Annotated in this window: 16 protein-coding genes; all 16 read left to right on the forward strand. The window is 47.2% G+C overall.

Annotated features, from left to right (window positions below; translation table 11 throughout):
- Positions 1-2 precede the first annotated feature (2 nt).
- A complete protein-coding gene (locus AC3G2T_RS19015) occupies positions 3-1142 on the forward strand; it encodes a M20 family metallopeptidase (RefSeq protein WP_488436537.1) in 1140 nt (379 codons plus the stop codon).
- Positions 1143-1172: 30 nt separating this feature from the next.
- Positions 1173-1922 carry an HpcH/HpaI aldolase family protein gene (locus tag AC3G2T_RS19020; protein ID WP_488436561.1) on the forward strand — a complete coding sequence of 250 codons (750 nt, stop codon included), beginning with the start codon at positions 1173-1175 and terminating at the stop codon, positions 1920-1922.
- A 430-nt stretch (positions 1923-2352) separates the two neighbouring features.
- On the forward strand, positions 2353-3351 hold the full coding sequence (locus tag AC3G2T_RS19025) for a type I glyceraldehyde-3-phosphate dehydrogenase (protein ID WP_488436538.1): 999 nt from the start codon (positions 2353-2355) through the stop codon (positions 3349-3351).
- A 315-nt stretch (positions 3352-3666) separates the two neighbouring features.
- Positions 3667-6246 (forward strand): heavy metal translocating P-type ATPase, encoded by a 2580-nt coding sequence (locus AC3G2T_RS19030; protein ID WP_488436539.1) that lies wholly within the window; start codon positions 3667-3669, stop codon positions 6244-6246.
- Between the two features lie 206 nt (positions 6247-6452).
- On the forward strand, positions 6453-6935 hold the full coding sequence (locus AC3G2T_RS19035) for a hypothetical protein (protein WP_488436540.1): 483 nt from the start codon (positions 6453-6455) through the stop codon (positions 6933-6935).
- Between the two features lie 5 nt (positions 6936-6940).
- The gene (locus AC3G2T_RS19040; protein WP_488436541.1) at positions 6941-7738 is read left to right on the forward strand and encodes a hypothetical protein; all 798 of its coding nucleotides are present in this window, start codon (positions 6941-6943) and stop codon (positions 7736-7738) included.
- Between the two features lie 47 nt (positions 7739-7785).
- Positions 7786-8193: an immunity 22 family protein gene (locus AC3G2T_RS19045; RefSeq protein WP_474680827.1), complete on the forward strand. Its 408-nt coding sequence runs from the start codon at positions 7786-7788 to the stop codon at positions 8191-8193.
- A gap of 27 nt (positions 8194-8220) precedes the next feature.
- Positions 8221-8631 (forward strand): hypothetical protein, encoded by a 411-nt coding sequence (locus AC3G2T_RS19050; protein WP_474680828.1) that lies wholly within the window; start codon positions 8221-8223, stop codon positions 8629-8631.
- An 82-nt stretch (positions 8632-8713) separates the two neighbouring features.
- Entirely contained in the window at positions 8714-9136 is a 423-nt protein-coding gene (locus tag AC3G2T_RS19055) for a tetratricopeptide repeat protein (protein ID WP_488436562.1), read from the forward strand.
- Between the two features lie 24 nt (positions 9137-9160).
- Positions 9161-9547 carry a hypothetical protein gene (locus tag AC3G2T_RS19060; protein WP_474680829.1) on the forward strand — a complete coding sequence of 129 codons (387 nt, stop codon included), beginning with the start codon at positions 9161-9163 and terminating at the stop codon, positions 9545-9547.
- A 66-nt stretch (positions 9548-9613) separates the two neighbouring features.
- Entirely contained in the window at positions 9614-10705 is a 1092-nt protein-coding gene (locus tag AC3G2T_RS19065) for an endospore germination permease (protein WP_474680830.1), read from the forward strand.
- Positions 10695-12170, forward strand: a complete 1476-nt coding sequence (locus AC3G2T_RS19070; RefSeq protein ID WP_488436542.1) for a spore germination protein — start codon at positions 10695-10697, stop codon at positions 12168-12170. The genes AC3G2T_RS19065 and AC3G2T_RS19070 overlap by 11 nt, the downstream gene beginning before the upstream one ends.
- Entirely contained in the window at positions 12167-13315 is a 1149-nt protein-coding gene (locus AC3G2T_RS19075) for a Ger(x)C family spore germination protein (protein ID WP_488436543.1), read from the forward strand. Before AC3G2T_RS19070 ends, AC3G2T_RS19075 begins: the two co-directional genes overlap by 4 nt.
- Positions 13316-13540: 225 nt before the next feature.
- Positions 13541-14278 (forward strand): tRNA(His) guanylyltransferase Thg1 family protein, encoded by a 738-nt coding sequence (locus tag AC3G2T_RS19080; RefSeq protein ID WP_488436544.1) that lies wholly within the window; start codon positions 13541-13543, stop codon positions 14276-14278.
- 2 nt (positions 14279-14280) lie between these two features.
- Positions 14281-14721: an AAA family ATPase gene (locus AC3G2T_RS19085; protein WP_488436545.1), complete on the forward strand. Its 441-nt coding sequence runs from the start codon at positions 14281-14283 to the stop codon at positions 14719-14721.
- 99 nt (positions 14722-14820) lie between these two features.
- Complete coding sequence (locus AC3G2T_RS19090) at positions 14821-16257, forward strand: hypothetical protein (protein WP_488436546.1); 1437 nt, start codon at positions 14821-14823, stop codon at positions 16255-16257.
- The last annotated feature ends 7 nt before the right edge of the window (positions 16258-16264 follow it).

A 16264-nucleotide genomic window follows, 5' to 3' on the forward strand; every position in this document is an offset into this window, starting at 1 on the left:
CAATGCCAACAAAATTTTGGGAAGACAAGGAAACGGATATGCTCAAGCTGCTTGAGGAGCTTGTCAATATCGATAGCGGGACATTTTATAAAGCGGGTGTGGATCAGGTAGGGAATGTGTTGGCCTCTGCTTATCAGGCTCTCGGATTTCAAGTTACGGTCGATCGGCAGTCCGAACGGGGCGATCATTTGATCATCGTTCATCCTGAAGCGCAACATCCCAACATCTTGATTATCGGGCATATGGACACGGTATTTCCTGTAGGTACAACGCAAAGCCGACCTTTTTCACGAGATGAATCTTTTGCTTACGGGCCTGGCGTATACGATATGAAGGCCAGCTTGGTTATGATGCTGTTTGCGATAAAATCCTTGATTGAACAAGGAGACGAGAGTTTCAAGCGGATCAAAATCATTCTGAATTCGGACGAAGAGCACGGTTCGATCTATTCCAGGAAACTGATTGAGCAGGAAGCGGCAGACGTTAAGTATGCTTTGATCGTTGAACCGAGCGATATGACGGGGAGGCTTATAACCGGCAGGCGCGGCGGCGGTAAATTCGAATTGCTTGTAACCGGAAAAGCGGCACATTCCGGAGAAGAACCGGAAAAAGGACGAAGCGCCATTGGCGAACTCGCGTATAAAATTGTTCAACTTCATGCTTTGACCGATCCAAATGCAGGCGTACATGTCAATGTCGGGGTGGTTAGCGGCGGAACGACCAGCAACACGATCGCTGCCCACGCCAAAGCTTCTATTGATGTACGAATGGAGACACCGGAACAGGCCGTGGAGTTGGAGCGCAAAATCAAACACATTTGCTCGACTACAATGATTGAAGGAACCACATTAGTCTTGCAAGGCGGTATTACAAGACTGCCGATGATCAAAAATGCAAATACTGAGCATTTATTGAATATCGTTCAAGAAGAAGCGATGCAACTGGGAGAGTCGTTATCGGATATGAAAATAGGTTCAGGATCGGACGGCAACCTGACTGCGGCCGTAGGGGTCGCGACGATTGATGCGTTAGGTCCGCGTGGCGGAAACGCACATACTGCGGAGGAATTTGTGGTTATCGAAAGCTTGGTGCCAAGAACAAGGCTGCTGGCTAACCTGATTAAACGATTAAGTCGTGAATAAACCATTTAAGGGGATACTGCATTGCGAAATATGATGAAGCAAAAACTTTTAGCAGGTAAAGCTGTTTTAGGGGTCTCCATTATGATCCCTTCTGTTCAACTTGTAGAAATGGCCGGCAAATTAGGGTACGATTGGGTGCTGATTGATTGCGAGCATGGTTCCATATCCTTGGAAACAGTTGAATACATGGTAATGGCAGCGGAAGCGAGCAACATTACACCCATCATTAGACCGCTAAAAAACGATCCGGAGCTAATCGGGCAATACATGGATCGCGGTGTGATGGGGATACAAGCGCCACATGTCAGTTCTGCGGCAGAGGCTCAGGAAATCATCAATGCTGTAAAATATTATCCGATCGGCAGCAGAAGTTTGGCTGTGGGAACACGCTCTGCCAATTACGGATTTGGGATCACTTTAACTGAATATTCCCAACGGGCTAATCAGGATCTGTTGGTCTGTGTCCAAATTGAGGACAAGGATGCTGTAGATAACCTTGATTCTATCGCTAAAGTTGAAGGAATTGACGTGTTATTTATAGGCCCATCCGACCTTTCTCAATCTCTGGGACATCCCGGAGATGCCGGGCATCCTATAGTGAAAAAGGTTATGGATGATGCTTTTTCAAAAATCATAGCATCTGGAAAGGTAGCGGGTACGGCAGGGAACCTTGAAATAACGCCAAGACGTTTGGAACAAGGCGTTAAATATTACTATACGCATTTAACAACGCTGCTGGCTTATTCATCTTCCGTATTCTTAGGGAATGTCAAGGATTGAATCAATGATTTGAAAGGATTAATAAGTCGAGAATCGGGGTTATTCCCAGCGAAGACAGTGAAAATGTTGAATCAAAAATGGAGACCTCTCAGGATGCAAGAACAAGTGTCAAGTGGACAAGAAGTAATCGGATAATATAAAAATAAATCCAAGGAAATCCTTGGATTTATTTTTAATATTGGCTTGTTTACAAATGTGAAGTTAAATTGCTTTCAATTAAAAAACTTTATTTTCCTAAATCAGGGGCGGCCGGCGGGCGCACCCTAAACTAAAGTTATTCTACACAAAATTTTGAAAGTATTATATGATTACATGTGAAAGGATTCAGGAAGTTGGCTTAGGTGTGATAGGTGCAACGCCTGGTGCAAGAAGAACGATTCTTTCACAGCAGCAAAAATGGATAACTAATCTAATATATATGGAGGCTGTTATGGGGAAAATTGCGGTTTTTGGATTTGGACGTATCGGAAGACAACTCCTTCGGGCGGCATTACAGCAAAATTTGTTTGTCCCATTTTCCATATCGGATATTAAAGATGAAGCTACGCTTGCGGCACTTTTTGAAGTGGACACAAATTACAAGCGTTGGCATGAGCATGTCTCTGCCCAAGAAGGCGCCATCGTGATAGGCGACCGGGAGATCCGGTATTTGAATTCTGCCAGTGAATTGCCAAATTGGGGTGAGTTGGGCGTTGACCTGGTTATTGATTGTACCGGACGCGCCGTTACACGACCGGTAGCTGAGCTGCATTTGGAGCGAGGCGCCAAAAGGGTGCTTGTCAGCGGCCCGAGCAAATCGTTAGAAGACTGCGACGCAGTATTGCTTAAGGGAATCAACTTAGAAAGCTTCGATCCGGATAAGCATAAAATCATTAGCATGGCGAGCTGCACGACCAATGCGCTTGCACCGGTAGTTAAATTGGTCCGGGAAAACTATGGCATTCAATACGGCTTGTTTTCCACGGTACACTCGTATACAAACACGCAATCGTTAACGGATCAGCCGATGAAGGACCGTCGGGATTCATGGGCTGCCGCCGAGAATATCATTCCGTCGTCCTCAGGTGCAGCCAAAGCTCTGAAATTTATTTGGAGCGACCTGCAAATCACAGGCAAAGCCTATCGTATTCCGACCCGTACCGGAAGCATCGCGGAACTTAACCTGATAACGGAAAAACGGTGCACAGTTCAAGAGATTAACGATATGTTTCGACAAGCCTCAAGAGAGGGCGAGTTAAAGGGCGTTCTTGATGTTTTGGAAGGGGAATGGGCCTCGTCCCGTATCGTAGCTGATCCGCATTCTTCGATTATCGACCTGCCTTTAACCCAAGTACAAGGTGAACTGTTATCCGTCGCTACCTGGTACGACAATGAATGGGGTTATGCTTCGCGGTTGGCTGAAGTGGCCGCCTATCTTGCTGCAAAATAATTAGCTTGACTATTGTTGACGGATTCGATGCATCCCAGGACGTATGAGCTGAACCAAAGGGTACGTCCTACATGATTACTGAATAATGACATTAAGTTTGTTAAAGAGCCCCGCTAAGAGGGCTCTTTTTTTCAACGCAATATGAAGTTAACATTTGCAAACAGAATATATCGTTGTTAAAGAGTTTTATTTAAACCAGCCAGGCCGCCGTAAAAATTAGGTCGGGACCGGTTGACACGCGGATCGGTTCAGCATAATATGGAAATTACATATGAACAATTAATCATATATAGGCTGTAAAGGGGTGGATATTACATGGAGGCAAAGCATTCATGTGGTTGCGGCAAGCATTCGACTGCCGATAGCGGAGATCAGGCAGCAGCAAGCAAAGAGCCGGCAGGGCACAGCGAAGCCGCTGCCGCTGTGGCCGATGGCACAAGCTGCGGCGGGCATGATCATGATCACGATCATGCTCACCACGACCATGACCATGACCACACTCATCATCATCACTCCCATGAGAACCGTTACACCAACATGACGTTCACCTTGACCGGGCTTGACTGCGGCGATTGTGCCGCGAAAATTGAACGGGTTTTCTCCCGGACAGACGGCATCGGGGAGGTGGCGGCCCATTTTACGACATCCAAGATGAGCGTCAGCTTTGACGAAACGAAGATTGATGAAGCCGCGATCGTGAAAAAGATCCGGCAGCTGGGCTATGACGTTGCGGAGCAGCCTGACGATGACCGGCATAGGTCGGTCTATCGGATAGATGGCATGGATTGCGCGGACTGCGCGAGCAAATTGGAGAAAAAGGTCGGGGCGCTGCCGTCGGTCAGTCAAGTAAGCGTAAACTTTGGCGCAGCCAAAATGACGGTCAGGCATGACGGCTCGGCCGCGCAGGCGATTATCAGAACCGTCGAGCAAGCCGGTTATTCGGCTGCGGAGGAACAGGCAGGCAAGCCCCAACCTGCGGAAGACAAACCTTTTTGGAAACGCAATAAAAAGGTTGTGCCTACAGCGTCGTCCGGACTGTTGTTTGCAATCGGCTGGCTGCTGGATCTGACTTCCGCCGCTCCAACCGCGGTGCTTACCGTCATTTTCGCCGCGGCGATCGTCGTTGGCGGTTACCGGATTGCCAGAAGCGGCCTGTACGGTCTTCGATCCCGTACGATCGGGATGGACTTGCTGATGACGATCGCGGCCATCGGAGCCGCGTTGATCGGTCAGTGGGAAGAGGGCGCAGCCGTCGTGTTCCTGTTTTCTTTGGGCGAAACGCTGGAAGCGTACACGATGGACCGGACGCGAAACTCGATTCGCGGGTTGATGGAGCTGGCGCCGCGCGAGGCGCTTGTGCGCAGGGACGGCATCGAGACCGCATTGCCGGTCGAGGCGATCCGGGTCGGCGATTTGATGATCGTCAAGCCCGGAGAGCAAATCGCCATGGACGGCACGGTCGCCAAGGGCAGCTCAACGGTCAACCAGGCGCCGATAACAGGCGAATCTGTTCCGGTTGAGAAGGAGGCGGGCGACGATGTGTTTGCGGGCACTTTGAACGGGCAAGGGTCGCTTGAAATCCGGGTTACGAAGCTTTCGACGGATAATACGATTGCGAAAATTATCCACCTCGTTGAAGAAGCGCAAGCGCAAAAAGCACCGTCACAGCGATTTGTAGACCGCTTTTCCCAGTATTATACGCCTGCCGTCATTGTGATTGCCGTCTTAATCGCCATCATTCCGCCGCTTGTTTTTCAGCAATCTTTTCAGGACTGGTTTTATCGCGCGCTGATGATGCTTGTTGTGTCTTGTCCATGCGCGTTAGTCATCTCGACGCCGGTATCTATCGTTTCGGCGATCGGCAACGCGGCCAGGAACGGCGTTTTGATCAAGGGCGGGGCTCATTTGGAGCGGCTTGGCGCCGTATCCGTTGTGGCATTCGACAAAACGGGGACGTTGACCGAAGGCAGGCCCGTATTGACGAACATCATCCCGCTAAACGCGCAAAGGGAGGATGAAATTCTTGCGATAGCAGCGGCCCTCGAAAAAAACTCCGAGCATCCGCTGGCCCAGGCGATCGTTCGAAAAGCGCAAGCCGACCGCCTTGTTGTTCCGGAGATCGAGAACTTTCGCTCCGTGACAAGCGGCGGCGTGCTCGGGCATCTCGGCGGAACGGCTTATTATTTGGGCAACCCGCGTTGGTTCCAAAACGATCTGCAAATGGATCTGAGCGATGAAAAATTGGCGCGCTGCATATCTGCGGAACAATTGACGCAAACGGTCATGCTGCTGGGAACTGCGCAGGAAGTGATCGCGGTTCTCGCTTTATCCGACAGCGTCCGCCCGGAAAGCAAGGAAGCCGTCGCCCGAATCAGAGCGCTCGGCATGAAACAGGTCGTGATGCTAACCGGGGATAACAGCGGGACGGCAAGCGGCGTTGCCTCAAAAGTAGGCGGAATCGACTACAAAGCCGGACTGCTTCCGCAGGACAAAGTAAAAGCGGTCCAGGAACTGATGACCCCCGGCAAAGGAGTTGCGATGGTGGGGGACGGAGTGAACGATGCGCCTGCGCTGGCTGCCGCAACGGTGGGCATCGCCATGGGCAGCGCCGGCACGGACACGGCCCTGGAGACGGCGGATGTCGCGCTGATGGGCGACGATCTGTCCAAGCTCCCATACACCATCGGGCTTAGCCGCCGCGCGCTGCGGATTATTAAGCAGAACATCGCTTTTTCGCTTGCGGTCAAAGTGGTGTTCCTCGCGCTTATTTTCTTCGGCTGGTCGTCGCTTTGGCTGGCTGTACTGGCAGACACCGGAAGTTCGCTGATCGTCATCGCGAACGGCATGAGGCTGCTGAGGACGCCTGCAGGATCAAAAGCTACAAAAGCGGTATAGCGGATTCGTGCCCGGCGCGTGCTCGGAGTCCTCGCATGGGAGTGCAGTTGAGCGCCGAAGGGTAGCAGTGGAGCAGCCGGGAGGCTGCTCTATTTTTTTTGCCGGATGCCTTTATGGACAGCACGTGATATTTTTTAGTAAAATTGGTAAATTCGAAGGATTCCATTACAACGCGATCTAGGGCAAAATGAACGGAGGGCCGTGAGATGATTGATTCTAATGCGGAAGTCATATCGGGGTATTCGATGGGTAATGTTGTTTTGGGCAGAAATATATCTGATTATATTGATGAAGTCTATTTGCGGCACAGGGTCGAGCTTAAAGAATATTCTGTTCCGGATGGCGAGGTAAGATCTGCCTATACATTAGATAGCACTATGACAATTGTAGCGGATTCCAATGGCCTGATCGTCTCTATCGGTTGCAATCAAAGTTATAAGGGGCGCTATAAGGGATGCTTATATGCCGGGCAATCCATGAGGGATATCGTCGGGTTGACATCCAGGCAGCGTATTTTTAATGGTTCGTTGATTATTGATGATGACTTTGGATTTTCTTTTGTCATTCCTCCGCCTTTTAATGAAATTTCCGATGCTGCGGAGCACATGCCGCTCGATTTGATTTTTAATGAAATCTATGTAGCTGACTTTTCATCTTGGAATCCCAATAAGTTTAAATATAGAGGATGAGATACATGTGTACGGGAATGGCTATGTACGACACAAGCGAAATCACTCCCATTGAGGCTTGCAATGCAGGCGAGTCTTTTTTTGATGCGATCGGTGCAAGTATTACAACTGCGGGGTACTATACATACATAAACGGCGATCATGGATTGGATATTGATTTGATAGAAACATCGCTCTCCGATCTCAAGAGTAAACTCATTTCAAAAGAAGTTACGGCGTTTAGATTATACAGCGGGCAAAATGGCCATTCTCCTTGGTTTGCATCTTTCGGTTATATGAACGATGAGTTTGGCAGTTTTCATCACATTGATGCTCAGTGTGCTCTGCCTATTGACGACATTTATGAAAATTTCATCGGTTTTGTGGAGGATGTATCGAACAATATTAGCTATCCGTACGGAATCGTGTACGCCGCAAAAAAAGTTACAGATGCATTTTACTATGCAGAGGGTGAAAATCTGATCAAATTGTTTCCATACGAGGATTCGAGGATTTTTAAAACGGAAACTCCCGGGAGATTCAAAGGTGAGGCTCGCTATCGGGGAGATATGTTGAGAATGGTATACCCTTGCAGTATGATAAACGAACAACATCTTCGCATAAAAATCCAGGGCATGCCGCTCGGAGATTGGATTGTAAATGAGCGAGGCCGAGGCTCTCTAAGGAAAATCTGCAATGATTTGTGGCTTTGGGAGGTTGGGATAGATGACATTGAAGGTGTTAGCAGATGCTGTGGAGAGGCCGGAATTCTGCTTGCCTGGAAGTCACCATCGTCAGTAAAACCCCCTAGAACTTTGCCTTAGAGTCTCTTCCGAACGAATATCTTGGCAAAAGAAAGGACGAATCGGTTATGGACAATAATGATGATGTAACATGGGAGCATCCTGGAGAAGTTTCTTTGTGGGTAGGACAATTCAAATCGGAAGAACAACTGGAAAAGTATTTGGAATTCGATTATACAGACGATGAGGTCGTGAAGCCGGAATTTTGTACGGAGTTTCAGATCGTCCATTTTGACGAGGATTTCCGGGAAGCCTATATCGTCGATACGCCAAGCGGGGATCTATCAGTTCTATTAGACGGGTGTTCCTATGACGATGTGCTTATCCCCTTGTACTTGGAACTGAACAAGAACAAGCTTCCAAGCGATACGAATGCTGTAATTTTGCTATATAACTACAAATATCATGGGAAAATCAAAGAATCAAGAAAGAATGACTGTTATATCAAATATATCGGGAATATTCGATACGATTGACAAACTATTGACTAGGAGAATCGGATCATGTCTGTCATACATGCCTACCTTGCGAAGTCGTCAAATCCATACTCATATGAGCGTCTTGCATCGGAGTTAAGCGCCTATTTTGATTTCGAAACAAAGAATGGTCTGACATTTGGATCGTCAGCGAATCCGTTCACGAAAGAAAGATATGTAATTCTTCGTTGGTCAGGGTGGAATTTTTCGGCACATTTTGAAACAGGCCCCAATGTAGTCGCAGATGCAAATTACATTGCTGGCGTCGTCAAGGATTGTCCGCCTGAAATCGAGGACTGCACCGAGCGCATTCGCTTCGTATTCTCGCCTGATAAAGAACGTGATTTCACGGATCATATCATTTGGGCGATAGACTATTTATTGGAAATACCAGGCGCAATCATTTTTGATGAAAGTCAACAAACGATCATTCGCTAAAACTCATGAATGAGAGTGAATGGGCACGGGCAAACCTTTAGACATGAATCAAATCGAAAAGAACAGAACAGGGGAGATAGCGTTGCAACTTTCAGATTCCACTTATTCCGAAATTACCGCTCTGTGTAAACAAGGCGATGAGCTGGTGAATGCAGGCGATCTTGAGGCAGGCAAGCAAAAGTATATTGCCGCCCTCCGCTTATTGCCGGAAAATCATCGAGAATGGGAAGCCGCTACATGGATATACGTGGCTATTGGCGATGTCCATTTTCGCATGAAAAATTACGATAAGGCATTCAAGTGCTTTTTTAATGCTGTACAGAGTCCGAAAGGCTTGGGTAATCCCTACATTCATCTCCGGCTAGGTCAGTTATATTATGAGCAGGAAAATTTTGAAAAGGCGGCAGACGAATTAACCCGGGCTTATATGGGTGCCGGTATTGGGATTTTTATGGAAGATGATCCGAAGTATCTTGAGTTTTTGGAGACGAAAATAGAGATATGAAATTCCAGGAGAGTGGTAGATCCTATGAAAGTCAGGGAAATGAAAATTGACGAGGATTTTGAAGATGATGGCTTGATTAGTGTCACATTTTGGGTTGATAGTGAACCCCCAAGATATATCGCCTTGTCGAGGGATGAGCTCGAAAGTCCGGATGCGGTTTATATGGAGGCAGAAGATCAAATATATGGTCGCGAGACAACCGAGCTTTCTTATTCATTAATAGGTAAAACGCTTACTCTGACTTTTTCAAAAGACTCTCCATTGTCCTTTCACTGGAATAAGGAAAAAGAAATTCGCATCGATATTGAAGATGATTCAAGCGGTAGGCTGCTTTTGGCCGAAAATTCCCCCGACAACTCCCCGATGAAGACGGCCTGCGGCGATGGCTGCCAGTATGAAAGCGCCGGTTAGGAATAAACCTGCCTCTTCTGCACATAATACGGATATCAAATTTTAACCAAATTAAGGATATCATGTATGAAAACCAACAACATTTCGGTTCTCCAACTTGTTATGATCTTAACGATGTCGGCAGGTTTGTTGAATCATGTCACGGTAATTCCGATATTATTGAACGTTTCGGGGAAAGACGCATGGATTGCTGTCGGTATTGCCATGATTTGCTGTTTGATATGGTTGCCTGTTTTGATACGCGTGAATCGTGTTATCGACAATCGTTCGTTTTTACAGTGGATTCGTCATCGTTGGGGGTATTGGTCATTGATATTGCTGTTTCCTTTACTTCTGGCTTTGTTCGGAATGGGGGCTTGTACCCTCAAAGAGACGGTAACATGGACTCATGTGTCTTACTTGCCGCGAACCCCGTCGTCGGTTATTATTTTCATCTTGGTTTTGTCCGGGTTCATTGCTGCAAAGTCAGGATTGAAGGCTTTGGCGATAACAACGGGCATACTGCTGCCTTTCGTCGTAGTTTTCGGTTATTTTGTTATGTTTGGAAATATGCCTCACAAAGACTATACGTTGTTACGCCCGGTTCTATTGAACGGTTTTCGTCCCGTAATCCAGGGAATCATATATGCGGGAAGCGGTCTAAGCGAATTATTTCTCATTGTTTTGCTGCAGCATCGAGTATTCGGAAAGATCGGTTATCCTGCCCTTATTGTCCTTGTCATTATTCTCACAGGTTTGACTATAGGTCCATTGACGGGTGCCATTGCCGAATTCGGAACTCCTGAAGCAACCAAGCAGCGATTTCCTGCATACGAAGAGTGGAGAATCGTTCAGATCGGCCGATTTATTTCACATATGGATTTTCTGTCGATCTATCAATGGCTGTCCGGCGCTTTTGTGCGCGTTGCCTTTTCTCTATGGCTAATTGCCGAATGCCTGTCCCAATTCTTTAACGGACGGAAGACTGCTTTCTTGACAATAACGGGTATCGTCATGCTCTGTTTTGCATTTTGGCCTTTGTCGGACAATTTGTGTTTGAAATTGCTAACGGCTTATTTTTTACCTGCAAGTGTGGCTGTATGGGTAGGAGTATCCTTGATCGTCTGGGTGTATTCATTTTTCGTCAAACCGCAAGGAGGACCTACTCTTGAAAAGTGAATATTTCACGGCACATTCCGATATGCACTGTTCAAACACTGAATGGAATGAAAAAACAATTCACGAATGGTTTGCCGATTGCCCGGATGTCATCATCGAGAATCGCAAGTTGAGTTCCGACGCCTCAATCCTATTGATTTATTGTGAAAATTTGTGCAACCATAACCAAATTAAAGAGATAGTGCTTCCGGCATTGCATAAAACAAATCCCCATCAGGAAATAACGGATATTTCCGGGCAATCCAAACTGTTTGAGCAGGCTGTGACACCAGCCAATTTGTCGAAACACATATTCTCGGGAGAACTTGTTCTCGCGTACGAACTGGAAAAACAAGTATTTATTTTAAACGTGGCTGATATTCCTAAACGGATTCCAGAGGAGTCTGCATTGGATATATCCATCCAGGGACCCCGGGACGGGTTTGTAGAAAATTACAGTACAAACCTGGCTCTTATTCGAAATCGGTTTCGTTCGGAATCTCTTGTTCTGGAACAATATACGATCGGTAAGCGGAGCGCGACAAAGGTAGGCTTGCTGTACGTTCACGATATTGCAAATCCCGAGTATATCCAGGAAATACAAAGCCGTTTAAAAGAAATCGACGTGGATGCCCTTATCAGCGCCGCACAGCTGGAAGAGTTTATCAGTGAGCGGAAATTCACCGTATTTCCGTTACTTATTAGCACAGGCAGACCCGATTTTGCTGTCGATTGCTTGACTCGGGGCAGGTTCATTTTGTTAGTGGAAGGAAATCCTCTGGCGATAATTGCTCCTGCAAATTTATTTCTTGTGCTGAAAAGCCCCGAGGACGCGCATTTTCCCTTTTGGATTGCAGCCACGGGCCGAGTAATGCGGATCTTCGGCTTGCTCGTTGCTTTCTTTTTGCCCGGTTTTTGGCTGGCTTTAACCCAATTTAATCTGGATCAACTTCCGTTCCCGATACTGGCCACGATAACGCAAACTCGCATTGGTCTGCCTATGCCTGCGGCCATGGAGATGTTCTTCATGCTTTTTCTTCTGGATATGTTCCGCGAAGCGGGTTCCCGGTTGCCCAGAACGATCGGTCAAACACTGACCGTTGTCGGAGGTATTGTCATCGGAGATGCGGCAATTCGAGCTGCAATTATATCGCCGACCTTGCTGGTCATCGCGTCCGTTGCTTCCGTAGCTACTTCTACGATACCTAACCAAGTTCTTGCAGGTGCGGCTAGCTGGATAAGATTGTTCTGTTTTTTCGCTTCGTCCTTTCTGGGCATGTATGGATTTATCATATCCGTCATCCTTCTTGTATTGCATTTGGCGACGTTACGGTCTTTCGGTCTTCCTTATTTATCCCCGGTTTCACCTTTAACTTTTAAAGAAGCGATGCAGGGAGTGATGGCGACAACGCGGCGGCGGCTTTCCAAGCGCCCCGCTATTCTCAGTCCGCAAGATCCGACAAGAAAGGGACCGGACCAACCATGAGCAAGTATCGAATACTGCGCGCGTTAGCCTTGGCTGTTATGACATGTGCACTCTCCGGATGCTGGGACGCGAAAGAAATTCAAGACATCAACTACATTACAGCTTTAGGCGTGGATTATAAAAAAGATCAGTACGTCGTATATGTACAAATGTTCGATTTTACAAGCGTAGCCAAACAAGAAGGAGGTAAGCCGGTTCAAAAAGCGAATGTTTGGGTCGGCAAACACGTTGGCGCTTCTTTAAACGATGCTCTGGATAAATTATACCAATCTTCTCAACAGTTGATGTTCTATTCCCATATCAACGCGATCATTTATAGTGAAACGGTTTTGAAACATGGGCCGGAGGTCGCGTTCGATTTGACGAATCGCTACAGAGAACTCCGCTATACCAAATGGGTTTACAGCACTCGCGACTCAATCGAAGCTTTGCTTAGCACGACTCCATTTTTTAACGAATCGCCGCTTTCCTCTATTCTCCACGAGCCCAGAGGTACTTTTAAACAAAGTTCGTATATTGTTCCTATCCAATTCCAACGCTTTATTTCATATTTTAATGAACAAGGGAGGATCGCATGGCTTCCATCTCTTTCAATAAACAAAACATCATGGAGCAATAATCTTAAAAAACACGAGTTATTAGAGACAGTCGGCTGTATATTCATGGATCACAAGAAAATGAGCGGATATCTCTCGAAGGATGACCTGATCGGCTTGCGATGGGTCAGTTCCAAAACGGAACGGACGCCAGTGGTCATCAAAAAAGATGGTCATATTGTTGCAACCATTGTCTTTAACAAACCGAAGGTTCATATTGAACCTATTATTCAGGGAAATATATTATCTTATACGATCCGGATCAGCCTCAAGGGCAGTTTAAACGAATTAGCACAAAACACAAGCGAAGAAAAACTTATGGAAATGGCAAAGCAACAAATTGTCGAGGAAATTTATACGACCTATAATGAAGGTTTGAAACGTCATATTGATATTTATCAACTCGGACATGCTTTGTATTTGCGCGATCCCGCGAAGTGGAAGCAGTTTTTCGATTCGGATTCATTCCCTCTGCAAATGGATTCACTGCGCTCCGTAGACGCCCAGTTGAGGATTGAAAATACCGGCAAATATAAATTACGCACCTGAAGCCATTGCGCTTCATATTCAATGATCCCGACAAATTGTTTGCCGGAGAAAGGAGGCCGGAAAGCCTGCATAATTGCAGGCTTTTTGGCTTGGGAGCCTAACCGCTTAATGAAACGGTTCCACCGTTTTGCAACGAACGTAGAGAGAGAGGCGCGCATTGGAAAAAGTTGTTATAATGGATGATAACGTTCATTTCAAATAGGACAAACAAGAGAGGACAAGGGAATGAAAAAGGATGATTATGGAAATCGAATGAAGGAGTACGAAAATGCGTTCCGGCACAGTTTGCCGCGGCGTCTGCCTGTTATATTAAGAATCGATGGCTGCCATTTCCATACTTTTACGCGAGGGCTTGCCAAACCTTTTGATGAGCATTTGACTAAAGCATTGTGGGAGACATGTAAATTTCTCGCCGCCAATATTATGGGCTGCAAACTGGTTTATCATCAAAGCGATGAAATTTCCATTTTGCTTACCAACTACGATAAGCTCACGACAGAATCTTGGTTCGATAACAACATACAGAAAATAGTTTCCGTTTCCGCATCGCTCGCGACAGCCAAATTCAATGAGGAAATCAGAAAGTCGTATCCGCATAAGGAATTAGCGGTTTTTGACAGCAGGGCATGGGTGCTGCCGGCCGATGAGGTCACCAATTACTTTCTTTGGAGGCAGCAGGATGCTGCGAAAAATAGTATTTCCATGGTTGCGCAAGCTCACTTTCCTCATAGCGAGTTGCAAGGATTAAGCGGCAAGCAGCTCCAGGACAAGATTTTTACAGAAAAAGGGATGAACTGGAATGACCTTCCCGTGTGGCAGAAAAGAGGCGTGTGCATAACGAAACAGCTCTATTTGAAAGGCGGCGCGGAGAGAAGCAAGTGGGAGGTTGACGAAGATACTCCGTTTTTTTCGCAAAACAGGGATTATATCAACCAATATGTATACCTGGAAAAGGATGAGTGACCTTGGAGTGTGTAATTTTGATGGGATTGCAGGCTTCCGGGAAGTCGACTTTTTGCAAGGAAAGATTGTTTCAAACTCATATGCGAATTAATTTGGACATGCTGCGGACCCGGCACAGGGAGAACATATACATTAACGCCTCTTTTCAAGCCAAGCAGCCTTTTGTCATAGATAACACCAATCCTGCGGCTGAAGACAGGCGAAAGTATATCGAACTTGCAAAAAAGCACGATTTTCGAGTTGTTGGCTACTATTTTGAACCTGATTATGCGGAGTCGATCCAAAGAAATGAAGTGCGCAGCGGGAAAGAAAGGATTCCGGAAATCGGCATTAAAAGCGTGATGAAAAAACTTCAGGCGCCACGGTTTGACGAAGGATTTGACGAGCTGTACCGGGTCCGCACCGGACAAGGAACGTTTTACGTGGAAGAATTGATCCGGTAATCATCGTTGCGGGCAAGCATGAGAGCCCCTTCCTATTGTCGGTAAAAGAGAACTCTTTTACAATAACAAAGAGAGGAAACAACTGGAAGGAGTAAATTTGTGTCAGTGAATAGGCAGGCGGTAAGCAAACATAACGACACGCAGCGGAGGGACAACGCAAAAAGCGAAGAGACTGCCGTTTCGGCCGAAGATGGCAAAGAATTATTGAGCGGAGGCTTCTCCTCCGCTTCCTGGACACGAGCTCATGTTCTTCAACTGCAGCGTACTTACGGAAACCAGGCGGTGTCCCGGTTGTTCGGCGCCGATTCCAGCCGTAACTATCCCGGAATTAGCTCCGGTTCGGGCGGCGATGTGCAGAGAGGCACCGGCCGGGATGAGAGAAAGAAGCTCGAACAAGATAAACAAAGAAACGCGCGAATTCGGGAAAAAAGGGAAGCCCAAAAAATTACGGATCGGCTTTTGGAGCTGAAGCTCTATATCGATGAGAATCAGAAACCGCCGAAGCTGCTCATGCATCCTACGAAGAATGCGTCGGTGGCGAGACCGAAAGAAGCGAGCAGGCGCGGCATTTTTCAAACGAAAGTAAAGGACACGTACATTATTCCTTTTTATACGGGTGACAGCGAAACCGGCGGCAAATATTATCATGTGAAAATGCCGAAAAGCTATATTTTGAAAGGAACCAACTTTGGCAAGATTGATATCGGAGCTCCCAAAGAAGTTCCCGCTCAGGGGAATCCTTTCGGCCGGTTTGACGATGACGACGATTCATTTATGATTCTTGTCGATGACGGCAATCTGGATACGGACGCGCTGAAGGATGAGGTCGGCGCAGAATATGTGACAGATGATCCTGACGATATCGATTTAATGGAGTACGAAGTGGATCATGTCAGCGGCTTCGGCTACACGGTCTATCGGAAAAAGACGGGTGGAGCGGATGCTGCCGATTTTCCGGCCGACCTGGCTACGAGACTTCAGAATGGCGCAAAAAGCCAAGAGACGAAGAACGACGGCAGCAAGCGATCCCAGGGAAGCATGGACGGGACCGCCACATCCAAAACGCTTAATTATTGGAAAGGGCGCGACCGCAAGCCCGATCAAATCGAAGCGATGCAATCGTCGCCGAACGAAGTGGCCGCAGAGCTTGGGCTTGGGCATGCGGGCAAATGGGAGTGGCTTCATCTTATCGCACACCGTTTTGGAGGAGGGACCGGCAAGCCGCAAATTCCAAGCAATCTGGTGCTTGGTACGGAGGAAGCGAACACCCGAATGATGGAGATTGAGGAGGGGCTGGCGGTCGCATTGAAAAGGCCGGACGTTAGCACAGTATCGTTCGAGGTTACCCCCGAGCTGGAAGACCCCGCCACGAAATGGCTGGCCTCGAATATCGAATATTCAGCTACGATTTCGCACAAAACAAATGGAAAGACGAAAACGATCGAAGAATCGTTCAATCCGCTCAGCACGGTGCAGCCGCCGCTTATGGGGCTTAAAGCCGTCCGCATGTTCGCCAAAGAGATGCATATCGGTTAATCATTAA

This window comes from Paenibacillus sp. sgz302191 (assembly GCF_057749925.1).